The sequence below is a fragment of the Pectinatus frisingensis genome, from assembly GCF_014076555.1.
In the GTDB taxonomy this organism is placed as follows: Bacteria; Bacillota; Negativicutes; order Selenomonadales; family Selenomonadaceae; genus Pectinatus; species Pectinatus frisingensis.
This window is the reverse complement of record NZ_CP045424.1, coordinates 142280-155010: the sequence shown is the minus strand read 5'-3', so window position 1 is coordinate 155010 and position 12731 is coordinate 142280. Positions and strand designations below refer to the sequence as shown.

The window sequence follows — 12731 nt, the reverse complement described above, 5'->3', positions numbered from 1 at the left end:
GGTGACAAAGAGAGTATATACACTCTCTTAATTATGTACAAAAATACTTTTCCACAAAAACTTCGTCCACGCCGTATGCGTATCTCTCCTGCAATTCGTTCAATAGTCAGAGAAACCATTTTATCAACTAAAGATTTTATTTATCCGATTTTTGTTATCGCCGGCAAAAATATAATGCAGGAAATTCCCAGCATGCCCAATTGTTACCGTATTTCGATTGACAATGCCGTAAAATTAGCCAGGGAAATATGGGCACTCGGCATTCCGGCTGTAGAAATCTTCGGCCTTCCGGAATATAAAGATGAAATTGGTTCTTCTGCCTGGGACATGAAAAGTCCTGTCCAATGTGCAATAACCGCTATAAAACAAGCTCTTCCTGAAATGGTCATTGTCGGTGACGTCTGTCTTTGTCAATATACAACACATGGTCACTGCGGTAAATTGTGTGGTCACTACGTCGATAATGATGCAACTCTTGAACTCTTGCAAAAAGTTGCTGTCAGCCAAGCTAAAGCCGGAGCCGACATCATCGCACCATCCGATATGATGGATGGACGTGTAGCAGCTATCAGACAAGCTCTTGATGATGAAGGTTACATTAATACTTCAATAATGTCCTATGCAGTAAAATACGCTTCTGGTTATTATGGACCATTTAGAGATGCTGCTGATTCAACACCTTCCTTTGGCGACAGACGCGCCTATCAAATGGACCCAGCCAACGCTCGTGAGGCTATCAAGGAAGTTGATCTTGATTTGCAGGAAGGCGCTGATATGATTATTGTCAAACCGGCACTCGCCTATCTCGACATCGTCCGCAGAGTAAGGGAACATATGAACTTACCACTGATTACATATAACGTAAGTGGTGAATATGCTATGGTCAAGGCCGCAGCTCAAAATGGCTGGATTGATGAAAAACGTATCGTTTTGGAAACCCTGACCAGCATGAAACGGGCTGGTGCAGACAGTATTATCACCTATCATGCCATCGATGCTGCCAAATGGCTGCGGGAATTGGAATAAACTCATCAATAACAGCAAGGAAAGTTGGGGAATATATGCTTCATCTGGAAAAATCACAGGCTGCTTTCAACGAAGCCAAAATGCTGATGCCTGGCGGAGTCAATAGTCCTGTGCGCTCATATAAAAATGTTGATTGTGATCCGCCGTTTATTGATCATGCCAAAGGAAGTAAAATTTATGATATAGACGGCAATGAATACATTGATTATGTCGGATCCTGGGGACCTATGGTGGTTGGTCATGCACATCCACAGGTAATCAAAGCACTAAAGGAAGCGGTAGAAAAAGGCACCAGCTACGGTGCTCCGACTCTGCTCGAAAGTGAACTGGCAAAACTGGTCATGTCAGTTTACCCTTCTATAGAAAAGATACGTATGGTAAACTCCGGCACAGAAGCAACAATGAGTGCCTTACGCGTTGCCAGAGGATACACTGGACGCGATAAGATTGTTAAATTTATTGGCTGTTACCATGGGCATGGGGACAGTCTTTTAGTTAAAGCCGGTTCAGGAGCGGCTACCTTTGGTGTTCCAGACAGTCCCGGTGTTACAAAAGGAACGGCACAGGATACTATCACTGTACCATATAACGACTGTGACGCCATAACAAAGGTATTGCAGGAACAGGGGACGAAAATAGCCGCGGTTATCGTTGAACCGGTTGCCGGCAATATGGGTCTGGTTCCTCCGAAACAAGGTTATTTACGATATTTACGTAATTTGACACAACAATATGGCATTGTTTTAATTTTTGATGAAGTAATGTGCGGGTTTCGGGCCTCATTGGGCGGAGCGCAGGCTGCATACGGTATTACTCCTGATATGACTTGTCTTGGTAAAATAATCGGTGGCGGCCTTCCCGTTGCAGCATATGGCGGAAAAAAAGAAATCATGGATATGATTGCACCAATCGGCCCAGTATATCAAGCTGGAACATTGAGCGGCAATCCTTTAGCGATGACTGCCGGGATTGCCACACTTTCTCTGCTTACTGCTGACCCTGAACCAGGGCAGCCTGACTATAGCCGTACATTGACCTTAAAAACAAAAAAACTGCTGCTTGGAATACAAGCCGCTGCTAAAGACGCAGGCATCAAAATACAACTGCATCAGGCAGGTTCTATGTTCGGGATATTCTTCAATGACAAGGATGTCTATGACTATGAAACATCCGCGGCATCAGATCAGGAAGCTTTTAAAGTTTATTTTCAATCAATGCTCGAACAAGGCATTTATATTGCCCCATCACAATTTGAAACACTTTTTATGAGTGGTGCCCATACTGATGCCGACATTGAAAAAACAATACTCGCAGCTAAGAATGCTTTTAGTTGTGTAGCTGAATTATAGATTTATAAATACGGGGTTTTTGCACATATTCATTTTCATTCATAAATACGCAATATCTCACTCGTTTCTCCGCTTTCAGAAAGGTGGGAAAACACATAGCAGTGAAGGGTTGCATCTTTATGAGGTCAATGTTATTCATGCAATGGCCTCGTATTATTTTTTTGTCTATTATTTTAGAAATTTTATTTCATTTATGTTTTTAAAAAATAACAATTTTAAAAATAAATGAAATTTTATTGCTTATTTTTTTAATTCATGTTATTATAATTTTAAAATAATTCGCAAAAAGGAGTTAAAAATGTTAAATGAATTAAAAGGTAAATTAATTGTCTCCTGTCAAGCTCTGCCAGATGAACCCCTGCATAGCTCTTTTATAATGGGACGCATGGCCAATGCCGCAAAGATGGGCGGAGCCGCAGCTATACGTGCACAAAGCACGGCAGATATCATCGAAATAAAAAAGGTCACCGGTCTGCCTGTCATTGGCCTTATCAAAAAGAAATACGCTGATTCGGAAATATACATAACTCCGACTCTATTAGAAGTAAATGATCTCTTATCATCAGGCTGTGAAATTATTGCCCTGGATATGACTAATCGTATCCGTCCCGGCCATATCGATATCCAAATATTACTGGATCATATTCATGCAGCCGGCAAACTTATTTTAGCCGACATTTCCACCTATGATGAAGGTATAGCAGCACAAGCTTTAGGTGTTGATGCTATCTCAACTACAATGTCTGGTTATACACAGTATTCCAGACAATTATCCGGTCCTGATATCGGATTAATAGAGGAATTATCTGCTAATGCTTCTATTCCCGTGTTTGCTGAAGGTAAAATCAATACCCCGGATGATATAAAAAAAGTGATGGCTGCCGGTGCTTTTGCCCCAATCGTCGGATCTGCAATCACCAGGCCTCAGCTTATAACAGCAAAATTTACTGCCGCATTGTGTTAATAATTATAAAATGTAATTAAAAAAGGAAGGATAAAATGAGTATTTTTGACAATACCACATCCAAAGGGACTTTTTTTGAAAAGGCTCAACGCTTTGGTAAATCGTTTATGCTGCCAATAGCTGTCCTACCGGCTGCCGGTTTACTACTAGGAATAGGCGGTGCCTTTTCAAATCCAAATACTATAAAAGCTTATCCTTTTTTAAATATTACCTGGCTGCAAAATATTTTTACAATTATGGCTGATGCCGGCAGTATAGTGTTTGCTAATCTGGCCATTTTATTTGCAGTCGGTATAGCTGTCGGTCTGGCGCGCTCTGATCGGGGTACGGCCGGATTAGCTTCTCTATTAGCATTTCTGGTCATGAATTCTACTATTCATTCCCTGTTAAAAATCACTGACACCTTAGCAAAAAATAATCTGGCACAAGCAGGCCAGGGGATGAGTTTAGGAATACAAACATTAGAAACTGGTGTTTTTGGCGGTATTGTTGTTGGTATTATGACCTACTACCTGCATAATAAATATAATAAAATTGAACTGCCACAGTTTTTGGGATTCTTTGGTGGATCACGTTTTATCCCCATCATATCTTCATTTGCTGCAATATTTCTTGGGGCAATAATGTTTGTAATCTGGCCACATTTTCAAAAGATTATTTTTAGCATAGGTTCCATTGTCGGTAGTACAGGTTATATTGGCACATTAATTTACGGTTTTATACTGCGCATGCTTGGACCATTTGGTCTTCATCATATCTTTTATCTGCCTTTCTGGACAACTGCCTTGGGAGGCAGTGCCATAATAAATGGTCAGCTCGTCGAAGGGACTCAACGAATATTTTTTGCCCAATTAGGTGATCCTTCAACTACTCATTATTATATTGGCATATCTCGTTTCATGTCTGGCAGATTCATAACCATGATGTTTGGTTTAATCGGAGCTTGTCTTGCAATGTACCAAACAGCCCGCCCGGAAAAGAAAAAAATTGTCGGTGGATTATTATTATCAGCTGCCCTAACATCATTCCTGACAGGCATTACCGAACCCATAGAATTTTCATTTCTATTTGTTGCTCCTGCTTTATACGTTCTTCACGCCTTTTTTGACGGCTGCGCTTTTATGATTGCCCATATGCTGCAGATAACCGTGGGCCAGACTTTTTCCGGTGGATTCATTGATTTTATTTTATTTGGAGTGCTTCAAGGTGTTTCTAAAACAAATTGGATTTATATTCCTATGGTAGGTATTCCTTGGTTTTTCCTTTATTATTTTTCCTTCAAATTTTGTATTTTAAAATTCAATTTAAAAACACCCGGCAGGGAAGACGAGACGGATGAAATTTCTATTTTAACCCAAAATAACACACCTGCTTCAGCAAACCAAAATCGTGTCGACTGCATTATTAACGGACTTGGCGGCAAAACCAATATCATCGAACTTGACTGTTGCGCCACACGTCTGCGAATTACAGTAAAAGATGGTAATCTAGTAAGAGAAAGTTTATTAAAGAAAAGCGGGGCCCGCGGTGTCTTAAAAAGTGGCAATGCTGTGCAGGTTATTTACGGGCCACAGGTTACAGTTATAAAAAATGAATTAGAGGAAACATTAAATTTATGATTTTATCATATCTACAATTTTTAGGAGTGAATATCCTATGAAATTATTAGAGCAATTAGAAAATCCAAATTTTAAATTATCCAAATCCGACAAAAAATTTATGGATTATATAAAAAAAAATATAGCCAATATTTCCCATACCGCTATTGCCAAATTAGCGGATGAATCAGGAATCGGTGAAGCTACTATTACACGATTCGTCAAAAAAATGGGATTTTCCAGCCTCCAGGAATTTAAATTAACCTTAGCCGGTGAACTAAAAGAAAAATGTAATCAATATATTATAAACAATCATATAAATCGTAATGAATCTGCTTTAACCACAGGACGAAAATTAATTGATATAGCTATTGGTACTTTAGAGAAAACATTAAATTCAATGCCTGATACATTAATTGAAAAATGTTCGGCTGTTATAAGGCAGGCAAAACATTTATATTTCATTGGTTTAGGCAACTCCGGTTTTACCGCACTCGATTCCGCCTACAAATTTTATCGTATCGGTTTCCAAAGCAGTGGTTTTGATAACAGCCATACCATGATAATAACAGCATCTCTTGCCCAGAAAGGTGATGTATTGGTTGCTATCTCACATGCCGGCTATTCTCCTGAAATAATCCAGACCATCAGGCTGGCTAAAAAGAACGCCGTTACGGTAATTCTAATAACTTCAAACAAAGAAAAACAAACCAAATATTTAGCCGACTTTATTATCACTTACGAGGCTAAAGAATCATTACTGGAAACTGGCTCAATTGTTGTAAAAATGGCTCAATTTTTCGTCATGGATTTGCTTTACACTCAAGTAGTGAAAGAAATGGATGAAAAGGCAGTCACTAATAAACAAAAGACTACTAAAGCTATCCAATTGCTGCACAATTGAAGGGAGAAAATCTTAATATGCGTATTATTGTTACAAAATCCTATGATGCTATGAGCATGACCGCTGCTAAAATTATTGCAGGGCAAATCTATCTCAAACCAAACAGTACCTTAGGACTTGCTACTGGCAGCACACCGCTTTTAATGTATAAAAAACTTATCGATATACACAAATCTATAGGACTCGATTTTTCCGCTGTTACTTCATTTAATTTAGATGAATACATTGGTATCAGCCCGGAAAATCCGGAAAGTTATCATTATTTCATGTACAATAATTTTTTCAAATATATTAATATCATGCCGAAAAATATTTATATTCCCGATGGTATGGCTGCAGATATTAATAAAGAATGCCATGACTATGATCAATTAATAAAAAATAACGGTGGTATAGATCTACAAGTGTTGGGGATTGGTAAAAATGCCCACATTGGTTTTAATGAACCCGATATAAAATTTGAAACTACAACTCACAAGGTAAAACTTGATGATGAAACTATTGAAGCAAACTCCCGTTTTTTTGCCGATGCAAAGCAGGTACCGCGTTATGCCATAAGTATGGGTATAAAAACAATCATGTTCGCTAAGAAAATAATTTTACTGGCAAACGGTAAAAATAAGGCTGAAGCAGTATTCAAGGCTGTCACTGGTAAAATAAGCCCGGCAGCTCCTGCTTCTATTCTGCAACTGCATCAAGATGTTATAGTTATCGTCGACAAAGAAGCAGGAGCAATGCTGCCACATGTAGAAAATTAAACAGCATATGTTGCTAAAATCTTGTACTGCTGCAGCAGCAATTATCTACTTTAAATTATCTTTAGAATGTTTTCTTATTCTATAGCCGTAGACAGTATAAGTACAAAAATAATTTATTTTTATGGAGGGTTACAACAATGAATAATTGGTTCGAAAAATTACAAAGTATTGGTAAAGCACTGATGCTGCCAATAGCTGTACTACCCGCTGCAGCATTATTACTGCGTTTCGGTGCACCGGATTTACTCAACATTCCGTTTATTACTAAAGCCGGTGGTGCCGTCTTTGACAATCTGGCTTTAATATTTGCCATTGGTATTGCCGTTGGTCTGGCTCGTGACAACAATGGAGCTGCCGGACTTGCCGGTGCAATCGGTTATCTCATCTTGACCGCCGGTCTAAAAACTATTAATCCTGATTTGAACATGAGTGTTCTTGCCGGGATTATCAGCGGAATTGAAGCCGGTTATCTCTACAATCATTTTCATAACACAAAACTCCCGGAATTTTTAGGATTTTTCGGTGGCAGACGTTTTGTCCCTATTATAACTGCAGTGGTATCAATCATTTTAGCCGGAATCTTTGGTGTAATATGGGGACCATGCCAAGCTGTCATCTTAGCAGTTGGTGAATGGATTATCGGTGCTGGTGTTGTCGGTACTTTTGTATATGGTGTACTCAACCGCCTGCTCATTCCTTTTGGTCTTCATCATATTTTAAACAGTTTTATCTGGTTCGTATTTGGCAGTTACACCACACCAAGCGGTGTAGTTGCTACCGGTGATTTAAACAGATTCTTTGCCGGAGATCCACACGCCGGCATGTTCATGGCCGGTTTTTATATAATGATGATGTTTGGTATGCCTGCAGTAGCCCTGGCAATGTATCGCTGTGCCAAACCAGAAAATCGTGCCAAAATCGGCGGTGCTCTTTTCTCAGTTGCCTTTACTTCATTCTTAACCGGTATTACTGAACCAATAGAATTTATGTTTATGTTTTTGGCTCCGGCACTTTATTTTGTACATGCTATTCTCACTGGTTTAGCTTTATCGGTAGCCTATGGTTTCGGCATATTGCACGGATTTGGATTTTCAGCTGGTTTCATTGATTATGTTTTAAATTGGGGTCTCGCTACCAAACCTATTTTAATAATACCTATAGGTTTAGTATTTGCTGTAATTTATTATGTTATATTCAGTTGGTCCATACGTCACTTTGATATTCCTACCATTGGCCGTTATGATGAAGAAATAGCTTTACCGGAAGATACCGACATGAGCGAGTATACTATTTCAATAACTGAAAAATTAGGCGGCATTGTCAATCTTAATGATGTCAGTTCCTGTATTACCCGTCTCAGACTTACCGTAAAAGATCCTGATAAAGTCGATGATGCGGCACTAAAAGCTTTAGGCGTAAAGGGTGTTATAAAAAAAGGCTCTTCCGTTCAGGTAGTCGTTGGCACACATGCTGAATTTATCGCTGATGAAATGAATCGATTAATGAAAAATCACAATTAAAGTTTACTATATACACAGGAGGAAAAATGAAAGCAATTATAAATGGCAGAATTATCGTTCCTGATATTAATGGTAATTTTAAAACATTAAATAATCATATGCTCATTTTTGATAACTATATACAAGATATACTGCCAATGGACGATTCATATATTGCTGCTGATATCATTGATGCCAAAGGCTGTTATGTAGCACCGGGTTTCATCAATATCCATATTCATGGCTGCGGTGGCGCCGATACAATGGATGATAATCTGCAATCCCTAAGCACTATCAGGATTTATCAAGCAAAAACCGGCGTCACTTCCTTCCTGCCCACAACCATGACATATGATTTACCTCGTATTTACCGGGCATTGGAACGAATTCGTGCTGCCCGACAGACACAAGAAGGTGCTGCTATATTAGGCTGCCATATGGAAGGACCTTTTATCAATGCCGCCCGCAAAGGTGCGCAATCGTCACAAAACATTATTAATGCTGATTTTTCTCTGATAGAAAAATACAAAGATATTATTCGTCTCATTACACTGGCTCCTGAAACATTGTCCGGTAATTACAGCTTTGTCGAACAATGTCAAAAGAATAATATAACCGTATCTATTGGTCATAGCTCAGCCAAATATTCTGTAGCTCAAGATGCCATCAAAAACCACCATATAACCCACATAACTCATTTATTCAATGGTATGCCGCCGTTTCACCATCGCCATCCTGGAATTGTAGGCGCAGCCCTAGATAGTGACGTTTTTTGTGAATTAATAACAGACAATGTTCATGTTCATCCTGTAGTCCAGCGAATGGTATATCGGTTAAAAAACCGCGGATATATTATATTGATAACCGATTCTATGCGTGCCTGCCTACTTGGTGACGGAATATCCGAACTTGGCGGCCAGAAAGTTTATGTCAAGGGCCAGACAGCGACATTATCGGATGGTACTATAGCCGGCAGCGTCTTGACCATGGATCGTGCTATTGCCAATTTTATGAATGCCAGCGGTGCAAAATTACCGGAAATAATTGAAATGGTTACAAAAAATCCGGCAAAAGAACTTGGTATCTACCAGCAAATCGGCTCAATAGAAAAAGGCAAGCAAGCTGATATAACGATTTTTGATGATACCATAAAAATTAAAACCGTATTAGTCAATGGGCATTGTGTATATACACATCATAAAAATAATTCATCTGACTAAATAAAATATTCACTGTATATTATCAGCAATTATTGAAAGCGAGAAATTTTATGTTTAATTTATTTGGGAAAAAAGAACTCCATATTGACGCTCCTGTTCAAGGAAAAATATTCGATATAGACAAAGTGCCCGATGAAGTTTTTTCTTCTAAAATGATGGGCGACGGCTTTGCTGTCGAACCGGAAAACGATACTATAACCGCACCATGCGATGGTGTTATAGCCGTGCTGGCAAAAACCAAGCACGCCATAGCTATACAATCAAAAGAAGGCGTACAAATTCTAATTCACATTGGTCTTGATACCGTTGAGCTCAATGGCAGGGGATTTACCGCATATGTAGAACAGGGCGCTGGAGTAAAAAGAGGTGACAAACTAATTACATTCGATCGCGATTACATCAAAAATCAAGGCAAACCTTTGACTACCATGTTAGTCCTCACCAATATGGACGAAAAAATAAAGAAAATCGAAAAAAATCTATCTGTTTCCAAAACTGTATTACGATTAGACATCAAATAAATATTAAATTTACCGTAAATGAGATGATCTTCCATGATAAAACGTCTATTAAACTGTACTGCCAGTGATATCGCGGCAATGGACAAGCTTTCTCTATTGGAAGCCATCGCCCGTAGTGAAGGCCGTGTTATGGCCTGTGAAACCATTGGTGCCGTTGCACCTTATCTTGAAACCGTTACCAATGCGGAATTTGCCGCTGGCATGGGGGCTGATATTCTTGTCTTAAACATGTTTGATGTTAACAATCCGGATATTCAGGCATTGCCAAATGTTGATAAACAAGATACTATTCGTGAACTAAAGCGTTTGACAGGAAAAATCATTGCTGTTAACCTAGAACCGGTTGAATATAGTTCGTCTATTCTTCAGAATGAAGGCTGGCCTCTGACTGATGGACGCATTGCCACTGCCCAAAATGCCCGCACTTTAAGCACCATGGGCGCAGACATGATTATATTGACTGGCAATCCGGGAAATGGCATTAAAAATGAAGCTATTTTTCAATCGCTAAAATCTATTTCTCAGGAATCAGGCAGTAAAATTATTTTGGCGGCTGGAAAAATGCATGCAGCCGGTGTACTTACCGAATCGGGTGAATCTATAACCACAACACGAGATATTGATGCATTCATCTCCGCCGGTGCCGATATAATATTACTACCGGCACCGGGAACTGTCCCGGGACTTACTTTGGACTATGTTCACAGTTTAATTAAACATATTCATAAATCACGTGCCTTAGCTATGACAACAATCGGCACTTCACAAGAAGGTGCCGACCGGGATACCATCCGCCGTATTGCTCTTTTATGTAAAATGGCCGGTACCGATATACATCATATTGGAGACTCTGGTTATGCAGGCATGGCCCTGCCTGAAAATATCATGGCTTATTCAATAACCATAAGAGGTGTCCGCCATACTTATCGCAATATGACTCAATCAATAAATCGCTGACCCGGTATCGCTCCTGTATAAAAATGACGGTGATGTAAAATGAAAAGGATTATCGCTGAATTTATTCTCTTATCTTCAACGATAATCCTTTTACTAAAAATTCCTACTATATCGACGTATCTTTTTTGTATTATTACCAAATATCACTACAAATTATAATAAATACGCTTTCCCCTTGGTCTAAAAAATATTTATCAATTCCATATTCCGCACCAGTCATTCTTTATGATAAAAACTACAATGCGTTTTAATCAAAAAGATGAAATCGTTCTTATTCAGTTTACCTCTACATCCACAACATTATTTATCTGAGATAGCTTATTTACTATATCAGCACGTTTAAGTTTATTTTCATTATATACTATAAATTCCATTTTTATCATACCACTGGCTACAGCTGTAATCTGAATGTTTTTAATTATAATATGGTTCAGCTGTAAGCATCTGTGAATGCTCAAAACCTGCCCTGGCCTGTCTTCGGTAATTATAGAGACTATCAAATTATCATAATGTGTTATCAATTCCATATGAGATAATGAAACCAATACCAAAAACACAATGGCCGACGTAACCGCTGCTCCCAGATAATATCCGGCACCAACAGCCAGCCCCACCCCCGAAACAACCCAAATACAGGCCGCCGTGGTAAGTCCTATGATATTTACGCCTTCCTTTATTATTGCACCGGCACCTAAAAATCCAATACCGCTGACAACTTGCGCCGCTAGTCTGGCCGGATCTGCATTCGTTCGTCCTTCTACACTGCCATATAAGACCTGAGATAAAAGCATAATAAGACATGAACCAACACAAACCAGAATATTCGTTCTCAGTCCTGCTGACTTATGTTTATACTGCCTTTCATATCCGATTATTCCACCCAATACTGCCGATAAGACAAGGCGCAGGCAAGCTTCCCATTCCGATGGCACAATTTCCACTTCCCAAAACTTTTTATTAGCAGATAAAATCCACTTTCCCAGAAAATCGATTATCATACATATAATCAATTTCTGACAAGCATAAACTATCATTTACCAGTCATAAGCAAATATAAAATGTTATTTATATTATATACGATTTTCTACATTTGCGGCAAAAAATATTTAGCAGCGGCTTGATATCCCTTTTCAGCTATAATTGTGCCAACTTTTTCATAAGTAAAACGTGAACCCAGATACACTCTTAAATAATTCTTCATTCTCATATCATCTTTTACCAGCATTCCCGCCAGCGACTCGGTTTGTCTTTGCATTTGTCCGCTCCAATACCAGTCACTGTCTGATAAAAAAGCGATTGTATGTTCCGGTCTTATACTGTCTGCCGTGTATTTTAACCCCGTTTGTCCAATTGCAAGATAATGATTCACCACAGCAAATTTTTTTATTCCCTGCAATGATACATCATCAATTCCGTGAATGGCCGCAACCGAAAGAATAAGTTTTTTATCGCAGCCCTGCCTCTTCATTTCCTGCAGCACTAAAGAATGATGATCAGCTGCCTTAGCAATAAAATCATCTTCACTTTTCTCCAACACATAATTATCATCAAATTTGTAAATAAATCGTTTCATTGTGTCATGCAACACTATTGTTGTATACAATAAATCATAATCTATACATATACCTCGTTTTTCGTATACCCTGGCAAGTGCATCTGCATACTCCAAATCCTGCAATACATGCACCGCCAATCCACCAAAATGAGCTTGATGCGCCCCTGAACCCGGAGCAACAGAAAAATCCCACCTTGCTAAAAAATTATATTTATAGGAGCTTTTCGGTTTAGTCATTGTCAAAAACAGCTGTATATATTCTCTCCAGTTTTTATCCACTATCTTTTCAATATAATTTTCCTGTATTATTTTATAAGCTTTTTTCCCTTGAAATTCAGCCAAATCAGCTGGACTTTTATAATCTATATGCAACATAATTA

General features: G+C 38.8%; 12 protein-coding genes. 10 read left to right on the top strand and 2 right to left on the bottom strand.

The features are described 5' to 3' along the window. Positions 1–33: 33 nt before the first annotated feature. The 10 genes from hemB to F8M42_RS00660 all read left to right on the top strand — a co-directional run bounded on the left by hemB (position 34) and on the right by F8M42_RS00660 (position 10796). Positions 34–1026, top strand: coding sequence for a porphobilinogen synthase (hemB, locus tag F8M42_RS00705; protein WP_182187524.1), 993 nt, complete (start codon positions 34–36; stop codon positions 1024–1026). 35 nt (positions 1027–1061) lie between these two features. Further along, positions 1062–2375, top strand: coding sequence for a glutamate-1-semialdehyde 2,1-aminomutase (hemL, locus tag F8M42_RS00700; protein ID WP_182188568.1), 1314 nt, complete (start codon positions 1062–1064; stop codon positions 2373–2375). A 298-nt stretch (positions 2376–2673) separates the two neighbouring features. After that, positions 2674–3339, top strand: a complete 666-nt coding sequence (locus tag F8M42_RS00695; RefSeq protein WP_182187523.1) for an N-acetylmannosamine-6-phosphate 2-epimerase — start codon at positions 2674–2676, stop codon at positions 3337–3339. 35 nt (positions 3340–3374) lie between these two features. Further along, positions 3375–4958 carry a PTS transporter subunit EIIC gene (locus F8M42_RS00690; RefSeq protein ID WP_182187522.1) on the top strand — a complete coding sequence of 528 codons (1584 nt, stop codon included), beginning with the start codon at positions 3375–3377 and terminating at the stop codon, positions 4956–4958. Between the two features lie 37 nt (positions 4959–4995). Continuing rightward, the gene (locus F8M42_RS00685; protein ID WP_182187521.1) at positions 4996–5841 is read left to right on the top strand and encodes a MurR/RpiR family transcriptional regulator; all 846 of its coding nucleotides are present in this window, start codon (positions 4996–4998) and stop codon (positions 5839–5841) included. 17 nt (positions 5842–5858) lie between these two features. After that, complete coding sequence (gene nagB / locus F8M42_RS00680) at positions 5859–6599, top strand: glucosamine-6-phosphate deaminase (protein ID WP_182187520.1); 741 nt, start codon at positions 5859–5861, stop codon at positions 6597–6599. A gap of 137 nt (positions 6600–6736) precedes the next feature. After that, entirely contained in the window at positions 6737–8119 is a 1383-nt protein-coding gene (gene nagE / locus F8M42_RS00675) for an N-acetylglucosamine-specific PTS transporter subunit IIBC (protein ID WP_182187519.1), read from the top strand. Between the two features lie 26 nt (positions 8120–8145). Continuing rightward, a complete protein-coding gene (nagA, locus tag F8M42_RS00670; RefSeq protein ID WP_182187518.1) occupies positions 8146–9318 on the top strand; it encodes an N-acetylglucosamine-6-phosphate deacetylase in 1173 nt (390 codons plus the stop codon). Between the two features lie 50 nt (positions 9319–9368). After that, the gene (locus F8M42_RS00665; RefSeq protein ID WP_182187517.1) at positions 9369–9839 is read left to right on the top strand and encodes a PTS sugar transporter subunit IIA; all 471 of its coding nucleotides are present in this window, start codon (positions 9369–9371) and stop codon (positions 9837–9839) included. A gap of 33 nt (positions 9840–9872) precedes the next feature. Continuing rightward, the gene (locus F8M42_RS00660) at positions 9873–10796 is read left to right on the top strand and encodes a DUF7916 family protein (RefSeq protein WP_182187516.1); all 924 of its coding nucleotides are present in this window, start codon (positions 9873–9875) and stop codon (positions 10794–10796) included. 275 nt (positions 10797–11071) lie between these two features. Here the strand turns inward: F8M42_RS00660 and F8M42_RS00655 are convergent, their stop codons facing one another. Together F8M42_RS00655 and F8M42_RS00650 are read right to left on the bottom strand one after the other, a co-directional pair. Then, a complete protein-coding gene (locus F8M42_RS00655; RefSeq protein WP_229711377.1) occupies positions 11072–11728 on the bottom strand; it encodes an MgtC/SapB family protein in 657 nt (218 codons plus the stop codon). Positions 11729–11880: 152 nt separating this feature from the next. Next, entirely contained in the window at positions 11881–12726 is an 846-nt protein-coding gene (locus F8M42_RS00650; RefSeq protein WP_182187514.1) for a hypothetical protein, read from the bottom strand. Between the last annotated feature and the right edge of the window lie 5 nt (positions 12727–12731).